General features: G+C 71.9%; 16 protein-coding genes and 1 pseudogene. 12 read left to right on the top strand and 5 right to left on the bottom strand.

The window, feature by feature from the left end; all coding sequences use genetic code 11:
- Nucleotides 1-8 precede the first annotated feature (8 nt).
- Both J7E97_RS11730 and J7E97_RS11735 read right to left on the bottom strand, forming a co-directional pair.
- Entirely contained in the window at nt 9-1166 is a 1158-nt protein-coding gene (locus J7E97_RS11730; protein ID WP_215025494.1) for a ThiF family adenylyltransferase, read from the bottom strand.
- Between the two features lie 348 nt (nt 1167-1514).
- Nucleotides 1515-3212 carry a M3 family metallopeptidase gene (locus tag J7E97_RS11735; RefSeq protein ID WP_215025497.1) on the bottom strand — a complete coding sequence of 566 codons (1698 nt, stop codon included), beginning with the start codon at nt 3210-3212 and terminating at the stop codon, nt 1515-1517.
- Nucleotides 3213-3629: 417 nt separating this feature from the next.
- On the opposite strand from J7E97_RS11735, the gene J7E97_RS11740 reads away from it, so the two are divergent.
- The 3 genes and pseudogenes from J7E97_RS11740 (at nt 3630) to J7E97_RS11750 (ending at nt 7118) form a co-directional block, all read left to right on the top strand.
- Nucleotides 3630-4178, top strand: coding sequence for an SRPBCC domain-containing protein (locus tag J7E97_RS11740; RefSeq protein WP_308346462.1), 549 nt, complete (start codon nt 3630-3632; stop codon nt 4176-4178).
- Nucleotides 4179-4344: 166 nt separating this feature from the next.
- Nucleotides 4345-4957: pseudogene (locus tag J7E97_RS11745) on the top strand (RraA family protein).
- 133 nt (nt 4958-5090) lie between these two features.
- A complete protein-coding gene (locus J7E97_RS11750; RefSeq protein WP_215025500.1) occupies nt 5091-7118 on the top strand; it encodes a serine/threonine protein kinase in 2028 nt (675 codons plus the stop codon).
- 214 nt (nt 7119-7332) lie between these two features.
- Here J7E97_RS11750 and J7E97_RS11755 read toward each other — a convergent pair whose 3' ends face one another.
- Both J7E97_RS11755 and J7E97_RS11760 read right to left on the bottom strand, forming a co-directional pair.
- Nucleotides 7333-8055, bottom strand: a complete 723-nt coding sequence (locus J7E97_RS11755; RefSeq protein ID WP_215025503.1) for a dienelactone hydrolase family protein — start codon at nt 8053-8055, stop codon at nt 7333-7335.
- A 198-nt stretch (nt 8056-8253) separates the two neighbouring features.
- Entirely contained in the window at nt 8254-8928 is a 675-nt protein-coding gene (locus tag J7E97_RS11760; RefSeq protein WP_215025506.1) for a DUF6445 family protein, read from the bottom strand.
- A 259-nt stretch (nt 8929-9187) separates the two neighbouring features.
- Here J7E97_RS11760 and J7E97_RS11765 point away from each other — a divergent pair, with 259 nt between their 5' ends.
- From J7E97_RS11765 to J7E97_RS11805, 9 genes are all read left to right on the top strand, one after another.
- Nucleotides 9188-10135 carry a tellurite resistance/C4-dicarboxylate transporter family protein gene (locus tag J7E97_RS11765; RefSeq protein WP_308346463.1) on the top strand — a complete coding sequence of 316 codons (948 nt, stop codon included), beginning with the start codon at nt 9188-9190 and terminating at the stop codon, nt 10133-10135.
- Between the two features lie 78 nt (nt 10136-10213).
- Nucleotides 10214-10648 (top strand): VOC family protein, encoded by a 435-nt coding sequence (locus tag J7E97_RS11770; RefSeq protein ID WP_215025512.1) that lies wholly within the window; start codon nt 10214-10216, stop codon nt 10646-10648.
- Between the two features lie 275 nt (nt 10649-10923).
- Nucleotides 10924-12141 (top strand): T4 RnlA family RNA ligase, encoded by a 1218-nt coding sequence (locus tag J7E97_RS11775; RefSeq protein ID WP_215025515.1) that lies wholly within the window; start codon nt 10924-10926, stop codon nt 12139-12141.
- Between the two features lie 3 nt (nt 12142-12144).
- On the top strand, nt 12145-13200 hold the full coding sequence (locus J7E97_RS11780; RefSeq protein ID WP_308346464.1) for an AAA family ATPase: 1056 nt from the start codon (nt 12145-12147) through the stop codon (nt 13198-13200).
- Nucleotides 13201-13264: 64 nt separating this feature from the next.
- Nucleotides 13265-13642: an NTP pyrophosphohydrolase gene (locus tag J7E97_RS11785; RefSeq protein ID WP_308346465.1), complete on the top strand. Its 378-nt coding sequence runs from the start codon at nt 13265-13267 to the stop codon at nt 13640-13642.
- Between the two features lie 224 nt (nt 13643-13866).
- Nucleotides 13867-14097 (top strand): hypothetical protein, encoded by a 231-nt coding sequence (locus J7E97_RS11790; RefSeq protein ID WP_215025518.1) that lies wholly within the window; start codon nt 13867-13869, stop codon nt 14095-14097.
- Nucleotides 14087-14809, top strand: coding sequence for a response regulator transcription factor (locus tag J7E97_RS11795; RefSeq protein ID WP_215025521.1), 723 nt, complete (start codon nt 14087-14089; stop codon nt 14807-14809). The genes J7E97_RS11790 and J7E97_RS11795 overlap by 11 nt, the downstream gene beginning before the upstream one ends.
- A gap of 48 nt (nt 14810-14857) precedes the next feature.
- Entirely contained in the window at nt 14858-15232 is a 375-nt protein-coding gene (locus tag J7E97_RS11800; RefSeq protein WP_215025524.1) for a YbjQ family protein, read from the top strand.
- A 247-nt stretch (nt 15233-15479) separates the two neighbouring features.
- Nucleotides 15480-18917, top strand: a complete 3438-nt coding sequence (locus J7E97_RS11805) for an endo-alpha-N-acetylgalactosaminidase family protein (protein ID WP_215025527.1) — start codon at nt 15480-15482, stop codon at nt 18915-18917.
- On the opposite strand, the gene J7E97_RS11810 is transcribed toward J7E97_RS11805, so the two are convergent.
- Nucleotides 18905-19795 carry an AraC family transcriptional regulator gene (locus J7E97_RS11810; protein WP_251054296.1) on the bottom strand — a complete coding sequence of 297 codons (891 nt, stop codon included), beginning with the start codon at nt 19793-19795 and terminating at the stop codon, nt 18905-18907. The genes J7E97_RS11805 and J7E97_RS11810 overlap by 13 nt on opposite strands.
- Nucleotides 19796-19968 lie beyond the last annotated feature (173 nt).

Below are 19968 nucleotides of genomic sequence, written 5' to 3' on the forward strand. Positions count from 1 at the left end.
CGGGCGGCTCAGGCCCTCGCCGCGAGGTCGGCCGGCGAGGCGTCGGCGGCCGTGGGGCCGGCCGTGGGGCCGCACACCGGGCAGTCGCTCTGCCGCTCCCAGCGCTCGCTCTCGCCCATGGCGTAGTCCGCGAACCGCAGTTCCATCAGGCGGCCGGCGGCGACCGGCGGGGCGATTGCGGTGACGATCCTGGTCAGTTCGCCGATGAGGAAGCCGGTGGTCATCGTCACCAGCGGGCAGAACGCCGCGTTGTCGCCGCCGATCTGGCGGTCCCGCTTCTCCTGGAGCAGCTGCCCGGAGACCTCGTCGGAGGCGAAGGTCTGGCGCCGCCAGCATTCGATGCAGCCGGTCGTACCGGGCAGCATCGTGTAGTACACGGCGCGCTGGGTCTCCAACCCGCCGGTGATCAGCGGTACTCCGGCGCGCACGCAGGCCTCGTTCACCCAGTTCGCGATCTCCATCTTGGGCCGGTCCGCCACGGAGATGCACACGTCCGAGCCCTCCAGCACCCGGGCCACGTCCTCGACGGAGGAGATCCGCAGATCGACCGGCTCGATGTCGATGTGCGGGTTGAACTGCTTCACCCGCTCGACCGCCAGGTGCAGCTTCTCCTTGCCGATGTCCTCCTCGCGGTACAGGATCTGCCGGTTGAGGTTGGACAGTTCGACCCGGTCGAACTCCACGGCCCGTACGTGTCCCACGCCCATCGCGGCCATGTCGAGCAGGATGTGCGAGCCGAGACCGCCCAGGCCGAGCAGGGTGACCCGGCAGTCGCGGAGCCTGCGTTGCAGGTCGTACTTGTTGTCGTCCATACGGGCGAACGAGCCGAAGAAGTTGATGTTGCGTTCCCAGCGCTTCAGTTCGTGCGCTTCGAGTACGCCGTCCGCGGTCTGCTGGTCGTCCAGCAGGAACCGGGCCTCGTCGAACTGGGCCAGGGCCTCGTCCACGTCCTGGCGCGTCACCTCGGGGAAATCGGCGCTCAGTTCCTTGTGCACCTCGTCGGTGGTGCGAGTGCCGTCCAGCAGCGCGAGCAGGCGACGGATGGCCCCGGTCGGGTCGGCGATCTCGGTGACCTCGCCGTAGCCGCCGATGAAGATGGTCTCCCCCGAGCCGAAGGTGGGCGAGGTGTGCTTGAGCTGGGGCCTGCGTGTTGCGGCGGGGGGCATCGTCGATTTCCTTCCGCGATACTGAGCCGTGAAACGGGCCGGAGTCCGGCCCGTCCGATGACCTCCGCGGGTGGGCGATTGGCACGCCCACCCGCGGAGTTGTATAGCACGAGGGGTCAGTGCCCCTCGGCGGAGGACGTTCAGCCCTCGTGCGACTGGCCGGCAACGCTGGCCTTGCGGGTCGTCATGGCAACGGACATAGTGGACACCTCCTCGTCGTGTCGAGCGGGTGCGAGGGGCCGGCGCCCCTCGGGCGAGGGGGTTCAGCCCTCGTGTGACTGGCCGGCGACGCTGGCCTTGCGGGTGGTCATGGCAACGGACATGGAGAACACCTCCTTTCGGTCCTTCTCAGGGCTCGGATGTTCCACGTTCCGCTGAGCGCGGCACGTGGAAGTCTGTGAGGGAACGCAACTCGTCCAGCGAGCGCGCCAGATGCGCGACGGCTCCCCGCCAGGCGCCCTCCTGGTTTCCGGTCACCAGGGCGAGCAGCTCGGCGGGCCCGCGGGTGTCGCCCAGGCGGAGCATCCGCGTCAGCCGCTCGCCGAAGCCCCGGGGGTCGGCCTCGAAGTGGCTCAGCAGGGTGAGCGCCGACAACTGACCATAGACGTAGGCATAGTTCGACCCGGGGGAGGTGAACAGCGAACCCAGATAGCTCCACCACAGGCGGTACTCCTCGGTCAGCCGCACCGCGGGACCGTAGAGCCGGCACTGCCCCTCGGTCCACGCCTCGTCGATGTGCTCCGGCACCAGGGCCTCCCCAGCACGCGCCCGCTCGTGCAGCGCCACTTCGAAGGCGTGCAGGGCCGCGTGCCGTCCGATCGCGACCATCTGGTCCTCCAGCCAGCGCGCCAGCCAGGACAGCCGCACCGCCGGATCGGACGCTTCGGCCAAGAGCCGGCGTACGGCCACCGCTTCGCAGAACAGCGCGAGGGTTTCGGCCATCACCGGAGCCGGGGTGGCCGCGAGATAAGGCTGTTCGGCCGCCAGCTGGATATGTACGGCATGCCCGAGTTCATGGGTCAGGGTCAGTACGTCGCGGGGCTTCCCGGAGAAGATCATGGAAACGCAGGGGAGCTGTCCCGGAATGGACTGGGTGAAGGCGCTCTGGCGTTTCCCGGGTCGCGCGGCCGCGTCGATCCTGCCGTTGTCGATCAGCTTGTGCGACAGCTCGGCGAATACCGGAGAAATTGATTCCATGACCGAAAGGGCCATGCCCAGCGCTTCGGCCCAGGAGATTTCCGGAGAGGGAATGCCGACCGGTGCGTACCTGTCGTAGTCGGCGAAATCGTCGATCTCCAGCAATTCCCGCTTGAGGATGTAATAGGAGTGGATCAGCGGGAGGCATTCCGCGGAGGCCGACAGGAGCTCGTCGAGCTCCGCCTGTGGGACCTGGTCCAGGACCCGCCGCTCATGCAGCCAGTCCGTGCCCCGGAGCCCGGCGCGGGTCTCGCCGTCCTCCACCGTCATCGCCAGGGCGAAGGCCCGCAGTCCGGCCTGGTCGGCCAGTGCCCGGCTGACCGCCGCGTGGGTCTCCTGCCGGGCCTCGCGATCCGCCTCGTACAGGCCCGGGAGGACCGCGCCGATGCTCCGCGAATCTTCGGGCGGTCCCACCGAGATGCCGCGGAGCAGCAGTTGGGCCAGCCGCTCCCAGCCTTCCCCGCCGGTCGGAAGGAGACGCGCGAGGATCGTTTCCTGCGCCTCGGAGAGTTGCCGCGCGCCGCCGGCCCGGACCTTGCGGACGAAGTTCGCGTAGGGGCCGAGGCCGGCCTCGGCGTCCGCACCCGGCGGTCCGTGGGGCTTGCGCGCGCCGAGCTCGGGTTCGAAGAAGGCGAGCGCCGACGCGAGTTCGGCCCAGGCCCGGTCGCAGCGGGAGGTCAAGGCGCCCGACTGGAGGAGCTCGGCGTAGCAGGAGGCTTCCTGGGTCCGTGCGATGCACCGCTCGTAGCGACGGATGGCGGCCGGCAGGGAAAGCGGATCGAGGTCCGTCAGTGTGCCGGCGTACTCATCCGCGATTTCCCGCGCCTCGGCCAGGGCTTCGTTCAGCAACTCGTCGACTAATCGAGAGTGCGGCTCGGGTAAGAGGGCGGAGATTTCCCAATGCGGAACGGGTAAATCCGCAGGGAGGTTTCTGCGCTCCGACATTTACCCCCCCGGTGGTCGCGTTACTGCACAGGACACTAGGGTAGGCGTCGCGCAGGAGTCAAGCCTCCCTGTCGATAGGCTTGAATATCATTTCGAAAGTAGCGTGTAGTTTCATCGAGGGTCACATTCCGCATTGAAGGATCCCCGATGTCCGGATTCTGACTGCGGAACGTCATCCTTTTCGTACATGCGCCCTGGCCGGTTTTCCTCCCGGCCCCCGGCTCCCTCGGGCCCTCGGTCGCGGGCACGGTCTACGGCCGGTACGGCCACTGGTGGAGCAGACTGCCGAGGGGGAAGAGGGGGAAGGGAAGGCCTCCCGAGGTGCTGGGCGACGCGGGTCTGGCTACGCTGCGCAAGGAGCGGGGCGAAGCGTTCCGCCGGGCGGAACGGGACGAGACCATGAGCACCCCCACCGACACCGTGACCCTGGAGCGGCACATCACGGCCCGCCCGGAATCCGTCTTCGCCTTCCTCTCCGACCGTGAGAAGTGGCTGTCGTGGATGGGGACCGACGGAACCTTCTCCTTCGAGCCCGGGGGCGCGTACCTCGTCCGGGTCGATGCCGAGCACACCGCCTCCGGCCGCTTCCTCGCCGTCGACCCGCCCGCCCGGCTGGTCTTCACCTGGGGCTGGGAGACCGGCCGCATGCCCCTGCCGCCGGGCTCCACCACCGTGCAGATCACCCTCGAACCCGGCCCCGAGGGCACCCTGCTGCACTTGATCCACAGCGGCCTGCCCTCCGAGGCGGCCTGCTTCCTGCACGCCGAGGGCTGGCAGCACTACGTGGACCGCCTCGCCGACCGCGCCGAGGGCACGGATCCGGCGCCGGACGCCGGGCAGGGCGCCGGTAGGCCGCGGCCCGCTCCCTGAGGACCGGGACTGGACCGGACCGGGTGGCCGTCGCCGGAACGGGGCCTCATAGGGTCGGCTCCGGGCGTCACAGGGGCGGGGCCCGGCATGTCCGTGGCCGGCCCGCCGATACGCCGATACGCCGAATCATTGCCCCGCGACCGGTAAGAGAGAAGGACCGACCGACATGGATGACGCGTTCAAGGACGTTCCCCCCACCACCCTCGCCGACCTGCTGGGTCGCGAGCAGGTCATGGACATCGGCATCCGCCCGCTGTGGGACGCGCCGCGGGTGGCGGGACCCGCGTACACCGTGCGGTGCGAGCCCGGCGACAACCTGATGCTGCACGCCGCCATTTACCGTGCGGAGCCGGGCTCCGTCATCGTCGTCGAGTCGGGTGACGTGGACTACGCGCTGGCGGGCGGCAACGTGTGCGCCGTCGCCCAGCGCCGGGGGATCGCCGCGTTCGTGGTCGACGGGGTCATCCGCGACCTCGGCGAGGTGCGGGAGGCGGGCTTCCCCGTGTTCTCCCGCGGGGTCGTCCCGATCCCGGGCACCAAGGACAAGCTCGGCGAACTCGGCGCACCGGCCCGGGTGGGCGGGGTGCTCGTCCACCCCGGCGACATCGTGGTGGCCGACGAGGAGGGCGTCGTGGTCGTTCCGGCCGCCCGCCGCGAGGAGACCTTGCGGGTGGCCCGGGCCACCCGCAAGGGAGGCCGAGGAGTCCCTCGACGCATGGGAGGAAGAGCACCGTGCGCGGATCGAGAAGGCCCTGAGCGACCGCGGCTTCACTGGCTGAGCCCGCCGGATCCGGCCGCCCGTCCGGCCGCCCGCCGGGCCTGGCAGGGGGCGGACAACGGGCCTGGCCGTGTCCTCGGTTCGGGTCCTCGGGTAAGTTTCGGGCATCTGATTCCAAGACCGACGGGGCTGACGTGTTAGAGCTGACGGGGAGCGGGGCCGGGCCGCTGGAGGCCGGGGATCCGCAGCGGATCGGGCCGATTCCATTGGCGGGCCGGCTCGGGGCCGGCGGCATGGGACGGGTGTACCTCGGGGTCCACGAGGGCCGGTACGTCGCCGTCAAGCAGCTGTTGGCTTCGGTCGTCGGCGAGGACGAGGACTTCGTGCGCCGCTTCGGGCACGAGCTGGACAACCTGTCCCGGCTGCCCGACCGGGCCACCGCGCCGCTGCTGGCGAGTGACCGGACCGCCCGGCCGCCGTGGTTCGCCACCGCTTACATACCCGGGGTCACCCTGAGCAAGGCCGTCGAGCTGTACGGCGGCGCGCTGCCCGCGGACGCGTTGTGGCTGTTGCTGCGGGAGGCGGCGGCGGGCCTGGCGGCGGTGCACGGGCTCGGGATGGTTCACCGGGACCTGAAGCCGTCCAACGTCATGCTCACCCTGCGGGGCCTGACCCTCATCGACTTCGGCATCGCCCGCGCCGCCGAGCAGAGCCAGCTGACCAGGACGGGCATGGTGGTGGGGACGCCCGCCTACATGGCGCCCGAACAGGCCTCGGGAAGACGGCAGGTCAGCGGGGCCACGGACGTGTTCGCGCTCGGCTCGGTCCTCGCGTACGCGGCTTCCGGCCGGCCGCCCTTCGGCGAGGAGTCGGGGCACGGCGTGCTGTACCGCGTCGTCCACGAGGAACCCGAACTGGACCCCCTGCGGGAGCTGGACCCCGAACTCGCCGAGCTCGTCGCGGCCTGCCTCGACAAGGACCCCGAGGGCCGGCCCACCGCCGCGGAGCTCCAGGAAACCGCCGCGCGACAGGGCCCGTTCGCCGACCCGCTGTGGCCGGAAGCCGTCACCGTGCACCTGAGCGAGCGCGCCGCCTTCGCCGCGGACGTGCGCGAGATCGACGTACCGACCCTCCCGGTCACGGGCACCGACCCGGAACCGGCCGGGGACACCGCCGGGGAGCCCGACGCGAAGGCGGGTACGGAGCCGGAAGTGAAGGCGGGTACGGAGCCGGATGCAGTGCCGGACACCAAGGCCGGTACGGAGCCGGACGCCAAGCCCGTCCCCGTAGCCGTACCCGTATCTGTCCCCATACCCATACCCATACCCGTCCCTGACCCCGGCGCGTCGGCCGCGCCCGAGCGGGCCGTGCGGCCCGAGCACCGTCGGCGCCGCGCCCGCGTCCTGCTCGCCGTCATCCCGGTCGTCGTGGTCGCGGGCGGTACGACGCTGGCCATCCAGCACCTGCCGTACACGTCCTCGCCGCAGGCCGGGGCGCACGGCGGTCCGTCCGCCCAGGGCTCGGCGCCCGCCGCCGGATCGCCGTCGTCGTCGGCGACGGGAGGCACCCCGTCGGCTCCGGCCTCCGCCCAGCAGTCCCCGTCCCAGGAATCCGGTGGGGCGGACGGCCAGAACGGGGGCGGGCAGGCGGCGGCGGGCGGGACCGCACCCCAGCCCGGGCCCGTAGGTGGCGCCGGGACCGGCCAGGGCCCCGCGACCAGCCCCGCCTCCGGGGGCAGCGGTACGCAGAACGGCGCGGGCGGTTCCGCGAACGGCGGAAGCCCGGGCGGTGCCACCACCCCGCGTCCCCCCGGCGGTTCCGCGTCCAACACGCCCGCGCCGACACCTCCTGCGGCCCCGGACTCCGGGACGTACCGCTACCGGAACGGCAACAACGGCAAGTGCATCACCCAGGTCTACGGATCTTCGGACTTCGGTGAATGCTCCGACGCCTCGGCGCGGTGGACCGTGCGGAGCGGGAGCGACGGCAGCTTCAAGCTCGTCAACCAGCAGAGCGGCTCGTGCCTGTACTCGAACGGCCTCGGCCAGGCGGTCTTCGTGGGCGCGTGCTCCGACGACACCACCCGGGTGTGGCGCACTGGTTCGAACGGGAGCCTCCGCAGCGACTACGGAGGCGGCTGCCTCGACCTGGGCATGGCCAACGGCCTGAACACGAAGACCTGCGGCGGGGAGGCATCGCAGCGCTGGACGAAGCAGAGCTGAGACCGTGTGCTCATGGCGCCACGACCGGGCGCTGCCGTCGGACAGGACCACACCCGGCCGGGGTATCGCCGCGGTCGGGGCGGTCATGCGTCTGCCGGCCGCCACGGCTACCACCGCCACCGCCATCGAGGAGGGCCAGGTCCGGGGCCCGTCCTCGATGGCGGCATCACGGCCGACGCCGCTTACCGGCTGCTGCCGGCCTGGCGGCCCCGCCTCACTTCAGGTGCCGGCCGAAGAACCGGTTCCCGTCCTCCACCTCGAACCACGGAGTGCCGGTGTGCCCGCCCAGATTGGCGTGCAGCGTCTTCTCCTTGGCGCCGAAAGCGTCGAACAGGTCCAGTGCCCGCTGCCGGGGGTTCCCTTCGTCGTCCCACTGGAGCAGGAACAGCAGCGGAATGGTGACCTGCCGGGCCTCCTCGCGCTGGGCGTGGGGCACGTAACCCCCGGCGAAGAAACCGGCGGCCGCGATGCGCGGCTCGACCACCGCCAGCCGGATGCCGACGGCGGTCCACCCCGAGTACCCGATCGGGCCGCCGATCTCGGGCAGCGAAAGGAGGGCGTCCAGGGTGGTCCGCCATTCCGGGACCGCCTTTTCGACCAGCGGGCCGATGAAGGACTCGAAGACCTCATCGACCGGGTCGCCGGCCTGCATCGCCCGGCGGAGGTCGGCGCGGGCCTGTTCGTCGGCGGCGGAACGGGGCCGGTCACCGCACCCGGGGGCGTCGATGGCGGCCACCGCGTAGCCGTATGCGGCGGATCGCCGGGCCCGGGCCACCAGCCGCGGTTGCGCCTTGGGCAGGCCGTTGTTGTGGGCCATCAGGATCAGCGGAGCCGGGGCGGATCCAGGCGGCGTCCACAGGGTGCCGGGGATCTCGCCGAGGGTGAACTCGCGTTCCAGGACGCCGTCGTCGAGACGCTGTTCGGAAGTGAATCGCATGGTCGTGCCTTTCGGGAGTGCTCTTGAACGGCGCTCCCGGACGACCTATCGCCCGACCGTGGCCCAAGAAGGGAGCACCCATGTCAAAACTGCGTTCACGGGTACCACCTCCTCGTTCTCTCGCACGGCCACGGGGAAAGTAGCAGTGGGCCCCGCGGTCAGCCAAACGGTTTCCCGGACGGCCTCCGCGCGGCCGGTTCAGGTCATCCAGAAGAACACCGCGGTCATCCGCTTGTCCTCGAGGGTGTGTCCCCAATAGCGGGTGGCCGTGTGGATCAGGTTGGCGGAGTAGAGCAGCAGGCGGTTGGCCCGGTGGGGGACCCGTACGTCCTCGACGAAGGAGTCGGGTGCGACGAACCGGGTGCCCAGCGCGTCGACCAGGTTGTTGTGCGGGGCGGCCACCTGGTTGCCGCCGAGGGATCCGCCCGGCAGGCTCTGGCGGTAGAAGCTGGTGCCGCAGTCCTTCGGGACCGCGGGGTTGAGGTAGAGCACCGCGGCGTACCGGCACAGCGTGCGCGAATCGGTGTGGGGCCGCGGCTCGCACTCGCCCTCGCCGACGACCTGTACGCAGTTGTGGTTGAACGTGCCGCCCCCGCCGGGCTCTTGGGCCCAGATCCGCTGCGCCCCGGTCGCCCGGCGCACCAGCCTTTCCACGTGGGCGAGTTCGTCCGGTTCGAGCGCGGGCATCGAGCGGAGGCCGGGCCATGCCTCCGGCTTGTGGGGGTACCCCTCGGTCCAGTCGTCCCGGGCGAGCAGCCGTTTCCGTACGGCGTCCGGATCCGGCAGTACGTCGTCCAGTTCCCAGTAGTCGCGCCCGCGGGTCGGCTTGCGGTACGGGAGGACCGGCAGGGGCGTCGGGGGGTGAAGGGGCATGCCAGGGAAAGTAGTTGGCCTCCCGTGGCGCTCTCGCCACCGAAGCGGTCAACCTTCTGTCAAGTGTTCGCCATGTGCCTGCTGTTCGCCCTGCGTGAGGCGCCCCTGACGGACGGCCTGGATGCTCCCGCCGCCGGTGGACAGCAGGAAGGTGATCCCCGAGCACCGGAGGGCGCCGGCGCGCCCGGAAGGGTCATCGCTGCCGCCCCGTTGGCGCGCCGCACCGGCGGGACGCGACCCGGTGGTGTCCGCTGGGCGGGTGAGAGTCTCCGTGCGTGCCCGCTGGTGGGCCGAGCTGCCGCCGGCCGCGGGCGCCGCCGTCATGGCCGCCGGGATCATCTCGACCGGCCTGCACGTCCTCGGCCGGGAACTGCCCTCGCTCGTCGCGCTGATCGTCTGCGCGGCGCTGTGGCTCGTACTCGCAGCCGACTTCACCGTCCGGCTGTTCGGCGACCCCCGGCGGTTCCGTGCCGAGGCCGACACCCCGGCGGCCCTCACCGCCGTGGCCGCCACGACCGTGCTCGGTGCCCGGCTCTCCCTCCTCGGGTGGCAGCCCCTGGCCCTCGGGCTGCTGGCGCTCGCCGCCGCGCTCTGGCCGGGGCTGCTGATCGCCGTACTGCGGCACTGGGGCCGCCGGATGCCCGGCGCGGCCTTCCTCGTCTGCGTGGCCACCCAGGGCCTCGCCGTCCTGGCCGGAACCCTGGCCGCCGCCACCGGCCGCGACTGGCTCGGCCGGGCCGCGCTGGCCGCCTTCTGCCTGGGGCTGCTGCTCTACGCCGAAGCACTCGTACGCTTCGACTTCCGCGAGGTGGTCTCGGGCGCGGGCGACCACTGGGTGGCCGGCGGGGCGCTCTCCATCACCGCCCTCGCCGCCTCCGGACTCACGGCCTCACACCTGTGGACGGGGTGGGCGCACACGGCGCTGCGTGCCGTCGCCCTGGCGACGCTCGGCCTCTCCCTCGCCTGGTACGCCGTGCTCCTCGCCGCCGAAGCGCTCCGGCCGCGCCCGCGCTACGACGTCCGGCGCTGGGCGAGCGTCTTCCCGCTCGGCATGACGGCCACCGCCTGCCTCTCCGCGGCCGGCCCGACCGGTGTGGAGTGGCTGCGCCCCCTCGGCACGGTCCTGCTCTGGATCGCGGTCGGCGCGTGGCTGCTGACCTTCGCGAAGCTGGTCGCGACCCGCCGGCTCGCCCCCGGAGGCTGGTGATCGCCCCTCTGGGCCGTCGGTTCCTCCTGCGCGCCCGTCATGGTGGCAGGGGCCGGGGGCGCTCAGTAGGGTCCCCGCATGGCCTACACGTTTCAAGTGACCGTCGACTCCGCCGCCCCGCACGCTCTCGCCGACTGGTGGGCCGATGCCCTCGGATGGGAAGTCGAGCCCAGCGACGAGGAGTTCATCCGGAGCATGATCGCCGCCGGGCACGCGAGCGAGGACGACACCACCACCCACCGGGGCGTCCTCGTCTGGAGGGTCGGCCAGGCGATCCGCCACCCCGAGGGGCTGGACCGGGCGCCCCGCGTCCTCTTCCAGCTCGTCGAGGAGGCCAAGACGGTCAAGAACCGGGTCCACCTCGACGTCCGCACGGGCGAGGACGACCCCGCGACCGTGGTCGAGCGGCTCGTCGCCAAGGGCGCCGTGCACCTCCACGACGGCAACCAGGGTCCCTACAGCTGGAGCACCCTCGCCGACCCCGAGGGCAACGAGCTCTGCATCTCCCACTGAGCGGCCGCCCTCGCCACCCCCCCCGCCGTCGTCGCCCACGCCCCGCCTCGTCCACCCCACCGCCGACGGGTCCGCGCCCCAGCGGTTTCGCGCCGACCGCATTCGGGGCACGCGTCGCGGACGCGATCCTGCGGCCCGAGGACATCAACGGCACCAACCGGCTGGGCGACGAAGACCCGGGCAGTGCCGCAGACCTGCGGCAACGGACGGATATTCGGTTTCGGTCAGCCCCTCCCGGCCCGGAGAATGGGGCATCTCGAACCGGGAGGAACCCCATGAGCCAGGACCGCCTGACTCTCCACGACCTGATGCCCGCGCAGGCGCTGACCGAGGCCATCGACGCCGGCCACGTGATCCGCAAATCACACCCCGAACTGCCGCTGTCCCTCTACACCTACACCCGGACCGCCCAGTACGAGCGGGTCTGGAACGAGGTCACCACGCGCTGCCGCGGCCTCGTCGCCGACGACGTCACCGGCGCGGTGATCGCCCTGCCGCTGCCCAAGTTCTTCAACGTCGGCGAGCACACGTCCGGACAGCCCTACGCGCCGGCCCTGCCGGACGAGCCGTTCGAGGTGTACGACAAGGTCGACGGCAGCCTCGGGGTGGTCTTCCACTACGCGGACAAGTGGCGGGTCGCGTCCAGGGGTTCCTTCACCAGCACTCAGGCCACCTGGGCGCAGCGCCGCCTGGACGGACGGGACACCTCCGCCCTGGTCCCCGGCACCACGTACCTCGCGGAGATCCTGTACCCGCAGAACCGCATCGTCGTGGACTACGGCGACCGCCGCGACCTGGTCCTCCTCGCCGCGTACCGCACCGAGGGCGTGGACGGCACCGAAGTGCCGCTCGCCGAAGCCGCCGTCCACTGGCGGGGCATCGGCTCCGTCGTCACCGTGTGGCCCGCCATGCCGCTCGGCGAGCTGCTCGCGCTGACCGCCTCCAGCACCCTGCCCGGCGGTGCGGGCGCGACCGGCACCGACGCCGAGGGCTTCGTCCTGCGCTTCGCCTCGGGCGTCCGCGCCAAGGCCAAGATCGCCGAGTACGTACGGCTCCACAAGGTGCTCACCGGCGTGACCGAGCGGGACATCTGGCGCGGCCACGGCATCCAGCGGTTCGCCGGCCTGCCCGTCAAACAGCTCGCCCAGGGCCTCAACTGCACCGTCGCCGAGATCGAGGCCTCGGGCGGAAAGCCGCTCGACGCGCTGCTGGAACAGGTGCCGGACGAGTTCGACCAGTGGGTGCGCTCGGTGATCGAACGCCTCGAGGCCGAGGCCGCGCTCCGCGAGCGCGCCATCGACGAGGCGTACGCGTCGCTCGCCCACCTGGTCGGCGACCGGGGCGCGTTCGCGCGCGCCGCCAAGGGACTGCCGGGCAGCGGGATCCGCGGCGCGCTGTTCCAGCGCCTCGACGGCAAACCGACCGAACTCGGCACCTGGCGGCAGGTGCGGCCGGAGACGTCCGACCCCTTCACGAACGACGAGGAGAACTGACCCGTGTCCGAAGCCCCCGAAACCGCGGCCGAGCCCGAGACCGCGGCCGCGGCCGAGCCCCAGGGCGCGATCATCGCCGAGCCCGAGCCCGAGCCCGAGCCCGAGCCCGCGACCGCGGCCGAGAGCGGCAGGCAGACCCCGGCGCTCCCGGTGGTCCACGTCATGACGGGTCTGCCGGCCTCCGGTAAGACCACGGCCGCGCGCGAACTCCAGGCGCGGTCCGGCGGCCGGATGCGCCGCGTCAACCTCGACGACCTGCGGGCCATGCTCGACGTGCCGGACCCCGAGCGCGGGCGCTCGTACAAGCACGAGCAGACCGTCCTGGAGATCCAGGACGCGGCCGTCAGCGCCGCCGTCGACGGCGGCTTCGACGTGGTCGTCGACAACACCCACCTGACCTCGCACATCCCCAAGCGGCTGAAGGCCGCCGTCGCGGGGCGGGCCACCTTCGTCGTGCACGACTACACCGACGTGCCCGTGGAGGAGTGCCTGCGCCGCGACGCCGCGCGCGAGCGACAGGTGGGCGAGGAGATCATCCGGATACTCGCCGAGAAGCACGCGAAGGCCCGCAAGGGCGGCTGGCGGCTCACCGAGCAGTGGCTGAACGACCAGCCGGACGTGTCCCCGTACGTCGCCGACCCGGCGCTGCCCACGGCGGTCATGTGCGACATCGACGGCACGCTCGCGATGACCGGCGCCCGCAATCCGTACGACTTCTCGCGCTGCGGCATCGACACGCTGAACACACCGGTGCGCGACGCCCTGGACTCCTTCCGGCGGGCCGACGGCGACGTCATCGTGCTGCTGTCCGGGCGGGGCGAGGAGCACCGCGAGCCCACCGAGGCCTGGCTCCGGGAGCACGGGGTCCCGTACGACGAGCTGTGGATGCGCGCGGCGGGCGACACGCGCCGCGACGACATCGTGAAGGCGGAGCTGTTCAACGCGCACGTACGCGACCGGTACGCGGTCCGGGTCTCCCTGGACGACCGGGACCGAGTGGTGGCCATCTGGCGCCGGATGGGCCTGGCGACCTGGCAGGTCAACTACGGCGACTTCTAGGCCGCCCGCCCCGCCGGCCCGCCGGTCCGGCCGCCGCGTTGCCCATACTGGGCCGGTGAGCGACGTGAACGACCTGAACGACGTGAACGGTCCGAACCTGCTGATCGTGGACGGTGCCAACGTCGTCGGATCCGTACCGGACGGCTGGTGGCGCGACCGGCGCGGCGCCGCCGAACGGCTGCGCGACCGGCTGGCCGAGCGAGACGAGGGCGAGGAGATCGTCCTCGTCGTCGAGGGCGCCGCCCGGGGCGTCGAGTCCGTGCCCGGGGTACGGGTGGACTCGGCGCCCGGCAGCGGCGACGACCGGATCGTGGAGCTGGTGGCGGCCCGCGCGGAGCGCGGCGGGTGCGTCGTGGTCACGGCGGACCGTGAACTGCGCGAGCGGGTACGGGCCTTCGGCGCGCGCTGCCTGGGCCCGCGAGCCGTCCGTCCGGAGGCCTGAGCGGGCCGCGAACACGGACGTGCCCCGGCGGAGCCGTGCCCGCCCCCGAACGGGCACGGCCGCCTGGCGGGCCCCGGGGGGATAGGGCCAGTGCCGGTCGGGACCGGCTCAAGGAAATCTACGGGCGCCGGTCCGCCCCTCTCGCCCATCCACAGGTTGAACTGGCGGCTACCCCCGTGGGTGGTAACCCTGTACAACCAGGGGTGTACACAAGGGGGATCGACGTGCAGCTGCTCGCACACCCGGCGATGATCCGGATCCGCACCAGGGGTCCGGCCGTCGCCGAGATCGCGTATGCCGTCGGCTCGCTCTGGACATCGGCCAGCGTGCTCCACCACTGGCCCGATCCACTCGGCTACTGGCGCGACACCGACACCCTGGCCCACGCACTCGCCGCCGTCCACCCGCCCGTGCCCGTGCCCGTGCCCGTGTCCAGGGCAGGCCATGCCGGCTGAGCGGGAGCAGGAACGGGAAGGAGGGACCGTGCCGGGAGTGACCGTGCTGCGCGTCCTCGTCGTCGACGACCAGTTCCTGATCCGGTCCGGACTGACCGCGCTGCTCACCGCCGCGCCCGGTTACGAGGTCGTGGGCGAGGCCGAGGACGGGGAAGCGGCGGTGCGGCTCGCCGCCGAGACCTGCCCCGACGTGATCCTCATGGACATCCGGATGCCCGGGATCGACGGGATCACGGCCACCGAACGGATCCTGGCCGCCGCCGAGGCCGGCGCCGGCCCGCGGCCCAAGGTGCTCATGCTGACCACCTTCGACTCCGACGAGTACGTCTTCCGGGCCCTGCGCGTCGGGGCCGGCGGTTTCCTCTTCAAGGACACCCCGCCCGATCGACTGCTCGCCGCCATCGTCACCGTGCACGCCGGCGAGATGCTGTTCAGCCCGGGAGCCCTGCGCGGGCTCGTGAACACGTACGCCGCCCCGGCCGCCGCCCGTGCTCCGCGCCCCGGCCTGGACACCCTGACCCCGCGCGAACGCGAGATCCTCGGCCTGGTCGGGGCCGGGCTGTCCAATGCCGACATCGCCGCACGCCTCGTACTCAGTCCCGCCACCGTCAAGACCCACGTCCACCGCTGCATGAGCAAGCTGGGGCTGTCCAGCCGCGCGCAGGCCGTGGTGGTGGCCCACGAGTCCGGCTTCGCCGCCCGGCTGGCCTGAGCGACCCTGCGGATGCGGGCGCCGCCCTGCGCCGCCACAGTGGAAGCCATGGGAATCGAAGACTACGGCGGCGGCCCCGGCGCACAGCAGACCGGTGTCTTGGTCGTGACGACCAACGACGCCCCCGGCTACCGGGTCGAGCAGGTCATCGGCGAGGTCTTCGGACTCACCGTGCGCTCGCGCCACCTGGGCAGCCAGATCGGCGCGGGCCTGAAGTCGATGATCGGCGGCGAACTGAAGGGCCTCACCAAAACCCTGGTGGAGACCCGCAACCAGGCGATGGATCGGCTCATCGAGCAGGCGAAGGCACGCGGTGCGAACGCGGTGCTGATGATGCGGTTCGACGTCACGGAAGCCGCGGACGCGGGAACCGAGGTGTGCGCCTACGGCACGGCCGTCGTCCTGGTACCCGCGAGTACCTAAGGGCACCCCCGGGCAGCCCTTGGTGCTGACGCCGCGACCCCGGTGAACCTTCCCGGCCACAGCACGACTGCTCTGGCCGGACCCATCGCCCGTGTGACCCCCCGGTCACATAAGTCCAGGACGGCGATCTGCTTTGTCCATGGGCCTGTAGTGCCGCGGTCCGCAAGCTGTCCAGTCAGTGAGCGGACCGCCGGCCTCCATTGTCGCGCGGTCTTCCGCCTAGGAAGCGCCGACTCCCGGAGGTCCGATGCGAACCCCACTCTGGCCGGCCGCGGCCGCGGTGGCCGGCCTGGTCGCCACCCTGGTCGTGGCCGTGCCCGCCGCCCCCGCCGCGGCGGCCGCGCCCGTGACGATCACCTCGCCCGAGCTGGCCGTGAGCGTGGACAGCGCCTTCCCCCGCGTCATCAGCTACACCCGGAGGACCACCGGGGACCTGCTGAACGGCAACGAGGACGCCATCGGCGCGATCGTGGTCAACGGGACCACCTACACCCCCACGGTCACCTCCACGCCCTCGGCCGCCGCCGTCGACTACGCGCTGTCCTTCTCCGGAGTGACCGTCAGGGCCCGGCTCTCGGTGGCCGCTTCGGTCGTCGAATTCAAGGTCACCGCGATCGAGGACACGACCGCCCTGCGCGTACGGAGCTTCGCGATCCCGGGCCACAACCTCGTCAGCGTGCGCAGCGATCAGGCGGGCGCCGCGCTCTCCACGGCGAAGATGCACACCGCCACCACCGGCACCGGGGACACCTTCACCCCGGTCACGGCGAGCACCCCGGTCGACGCCTCCGCCACGACCGTCATGTACGGCCTGGCCAACACCGGCAAACTCGCTGCCGCCATCGACTCCAACTCCTCCTACGACGCCCCCTCGGGCGGCACCGCCACCGAGAACGGCCGGATCAGCAAGCAGGTCACCGACAAGGGCTCCTACCGGCGCGCGGGCCTGTGGAGCGGAGCCTGGCTCTACCGGGCCGCGGGCGCCGCGGACACCGATACCGAGCCGCTGCCCTACGCCCGGGTCGCGATCACCGCCGACCGCAACAACGACTCCACCGTCGACTGGCAGGACGCGGCCGTCGCCTACCGGGACATCTGGACCCCGCCCACCGGCTGGGAGCACACCGCCGACCGCGTCGTGCAGCGCATCCCCTTCAACTTCGCCTCCGCGGCCACCCACCCCTTCGCCGAGACCCTCGACGAGACCAAGCGGGTCAACCTGGCCACCGACGGCCTCGGCCAGTTCGTCCTCCTCAAGGGGTACGCCTCCGAGGGCCACGACTCGGCGCACATGGACTACAAGAACATCGGCTCCAAGCTCGGCGGCGCCACCGACCTGAACACCCTCACCACCGTCGGCCACGCCTACAACGCCGACTTCGGGGTGCACGTCAACGCCACCGAGGAGTACCCGGTCTCGGCCACCTTCGACCCGGCCCACCAGAGCGGCGGCCTCGGCTGGGACTGGCTCGACCAGTCGTACTACGTGGACACCCGCAAGGACGGGCAGTCCGGCGGGCGCCTCAAGCGGTTGCAGGACCTCAAGGCGGCCGCCCCCGGGCTGGACTTCCTCTACGTGGACGTCTGGTACGGCGACGGCTACGTCTCGCGCAAGCTGGAACGCGAGATCGGCGGCCTCGGCTACCAGCTCGCCACGGAGTTCCCCAACTCCATGACGGAGCAGTCGCTCTGGCACCACTGGGCGACCGACGTCAACTACGGCGGCACCGACCTCAAGGGCATCAACTCCAAGATCGCCCGCTTCATCGGCAACCACACCAAGGACGACTGGATCGCGGGCAACGCACTGCTCGGCGGCGCCGAGATCACCGCGTACGAGGGCTGGCAGGGCAAGCGGGACTACACCGCCTTCCTCTCCACCACCTTCGCCACCAACCTGCCGACCAAGTACCTCCAGGAATCCCCGGTCGTGAAATGGCCCGCCGACTCGCTCACCCTCGCGAACGGCGCCACCGTCACCACCGCGGGCGGCACCCGCAAGATCACCACCGGCGGCCGGACCGTCCTGAACGGCTCGGCGTACCTGCTGCCCCGCGACGGCAAGCTCTACCACTGGAACACCGCGGGCGGCTCCACCACCTGGACCCTGCCCGCCGGCTGGTCCTCGCCCAAGCTCTACAAACTGAGCGACACCGGGCGCCAGTTGGTCGGCGACCTCACCGTCACCGGCGGCCAGGTCACCATCAACGCCACCGCCAAGACCGCCTACGTGGTCACCAACGGCGCGGCCCCCGCCCAGAGCGGCCCGAACTGGGGCGAGGGCACGCCCGTCAAGGACCCCTCCTTCTTCGCGGGCAACCTGAACGCCTGGACCGTCACCCAGGCCGGCGCCGCCGTCACCCGCAACGCCCAGGGCCAAAGCGAGCTCACGATGGCCCCGAACACCGCACCCGCCGTCTCCCAGCAGCTCACCGGCCTCGCCCCCGGCACCTACGCCGCCTCCGTCTGGGTCTCCACCCCGGCCGGCCGGGTCACCACCCTCACCGTCACCCCGGCGGGCGGCGCCGCCGCCTCCGTCTACGCCGACTCCTCGACGCTGACCAACAGCCTGGGCGGGAGCGAGAAGAACACCACCAAGATGCAGCGGATGAAGGTGTTCTTCGACGTACCGGCGGGCCAGTCCACGGCCACCCTCAAACTGTCCGCGGCCTCCGGCTCCGGCACCGTCTACCTGGACGACGTCCGCGTGGTCCGCTCCGCCCGCACCCCGCTGAACGGCCACTACTTCACCGAGGACTTCGAGAACGTCGACGCGGGCTGGGGCCCCTTCGCCTTCGGCGGCGCCGGCGGATCGGCCACCGACCCGCGCACCCACATCGCCCAGCGCAACGCCCCGTACACCCAGGCGGGGTGGAGCGGGAAGCTCGTCGACGACGTGATCAGCGGCCAGAACTCCCTGAAGTCGCACGAGGAACGGCAGGGCCTGGTCTACCGGACCCTCCCGCAGACGCTGCGGCTCACGCCGGGGCGCTCGTACAAGGTCACCTTCGCCTACGAGAACGGCTTCAGCGGCGACTACCAGTTCATCACCGGCTCCGGCAGCACCGAGACGGCGACGGCGCTGAACCAGGCCCGTACGGCCACCACCTTCACCAAGACCTTCACCGCCGGGACCGACGCCTGGATCGGCGTACGGAAGGTGACGGGCGAAGGCTCCCACAACGAGGCCGACTTCATCCTCGACGACCTCGCCGTGGACGACCTCGGCACGGGCGGCGGCGGAGAACTCCTGGTCCCGCAGACCCAGATGAGCGTCAAGGCGGTCGACAGCCAGGAGACGGCCGGCGAGAACGGCGCCGCCGCCAACGTCCTGGACGGGGACGGCGCCACCATCTGGCACACCCAGTGGTACCAGGCCACCGCGCCGATGCCGCACGAGATCACCCTCGACCTCGGCGCCTCGTACAACGTGTCCGCCCTGCACTACCTGCCCCGCCAGACGCAGAGCAACGGGCGCATCGCCGACTACCAGGTGCTCACCTCCACCGACGGGGCCACCTGGGGGACGGCGGCCGCCTCCGGCACCTTCGCGAACACCGCCGCCCAGCAGGACGTCGCTTTCACGGCGCGGACCGCCCGCTACGTCAAACTCAAGGCCACGAAGGAGGTTTCGGGCAACCCGTGGACGGCCGTCGCCGAGCTCAACATCGGCTACCTGCCGTGACCCGGGCCATCCGGTGGCATCCCGGCCACCTGCCGGCCGGTCGCCCAGCGTGACACGGACTGCTGCTCGCGGAACCGGACCGGCGCCATGCCCACCCGGCGGCTGAAGAGCCGGCTGAAGTAGGCGGCGTCCTCGTAACCGACCCGCCGGGCGATCCCGGCGACCGGCAGGTCGGTCCGCGCCAGCAGTTCCTTCGCCCGGCTCAGGCGGATGCCGAGGAGGTACTCCTTGACCCCCTCCCCGGTAGTGCACCGCACCGCCCAGCGCAGCTGGGGCAGCGGCATCCCGAGCCGGGCGGCGTGCTCGGCCACCGATATCGGCAGCAGCGCGTCCCGGGCCAGGGTGTCCATCACGGTGTCCCCGTGGACGGAGACCTCGGCCCGGGCGTAGCGCAGCGCGACGAGCAGCCCGTGCACGGCCGCCGCCGCCTCCACCTCCAGCAGCGGGCCGCCGAGCCGGGCCGCCCGTACGATCCCGTCGACCACGTGCCGGACCCCGGTCGTCCCGCTCAGCGGCACCAGCGGCCGGTCCGGGGTGACGTAGCCGAGGTCGGTGTACGCCTCCACGCTGTGGCCGGCGAAGTCCACGAAGCACTCGTCCCAGCCGGTCTGCGGATCGGGCCCGTAGTGGTGTTCCACCCCCGGCACCAGCCACAGCAGCGCCGGGGCCGTCACCGGCTGCGGCGCCCGGCCGCCGTGGCTGAACCAGCCCCGGCCGGCGGAGACCACCACGGCGACGTGGTGGTCGAGCACGCGCGGCCCGACGACGGGCAGCATGCCCTGCTGCACCCCCACACCGAGGCACACCAGGCCGAGTCTGCGGTGATTCGCGGTGGGCGAGAAGTACCGCATCCAGCTGCTGTACGGGGGCGTTGCCATCTGCGGATTGTGATCCACGAGTCCCGGCGCGCTCAAGGGGCGGCCGCCTCCCGGGCGTTACGGGGCTTTCGCGCGGTCAGGGAGCCGGGGCGGCGGCCGTAGCGGCGGCCGGGGCCGCGGCCGGGGCGCCGAGCGGGGTGTCCGCCGGGGCGGCGACCGGGCCGGAGCGGGCC

It is taken from the genome of Streptomyces sp. ISL-66, assembly GCF_018614135.1.
Taxonomy (GTDB): Bacteria; Actinomycetota; Actinomycetes; order Streptomycetales; family Streptomycetaceae; genus Streptomyces.

Excerpts from the sequence above, each read along its gene's own strand:
- J7E97_RS11730 (WP_215025494.1), bottom strand. The coding sequence starts at position 1,166 with ATGCCCCCCGCCGCAACACGCAGGCCCCAGCTCAAGCACACCTCGCCC.
- J7E97_RS11755 (WP_215025503.1), bottom strand. The coding sequence starts at position 8,055 with ATGCGATTCACTTCCGAACAGCGTCTCGACGACGGCGTCCTGGAACGC.
- J7E97_RS11760 (WP_215025506.1), bottom strand. The coding sequence starts at position 8,928 with ATGCCCCTTCACCCCCCGACGCCCCTGCCGGTCCTCCCGTACCGCAAG.
- J7E97_RS11770 (WP_215025512.1), top strand. The coding sequence starts at position 10,214 with ATGGCCTACACGTTTCAAGTGACCGTCGACTCCGCCGCCCCGCACGCT.
- J7E97_RS11775 (WP_215025515.1), top strand. The coding sequence starts at position 10,924 with ATGAGCCAGGACCGCCTGACTCTCCACGACCTGATGCCCGCGCAGGCG.
- J7E97_RS11795 (WP_215025521.1), top strand. The coding sequence starts at position 14,087 with ATGCCGGCTGAGCGGGAGCAGGAACGGGAAGGAGGGACCGTGCCGGGA.
- J7E97_RS11800 (WP_215025524.1), top strand. The coding sequence starts at position 14,858 with ATGGGAATCGAAGACTACGGCGGCGGCCCCGGCGCACAGCAGACCGGT.
- J7E97_RS11805 (WP_215025527.1), top strand. The coding sequence starts at position 15,480 with ATGCGAACCCCACTCTGGCCGGCCGCGGCCGCGGTGGCCGGCCTGGTC.
- J7E97_RS11810 (WP_251054296.1), bottom strand. The coding sequence starts at position 19,795 with ATGGCAACGCCCCCGTACAGCAGCTGGATGCGGTACTTCTCGCCCACC.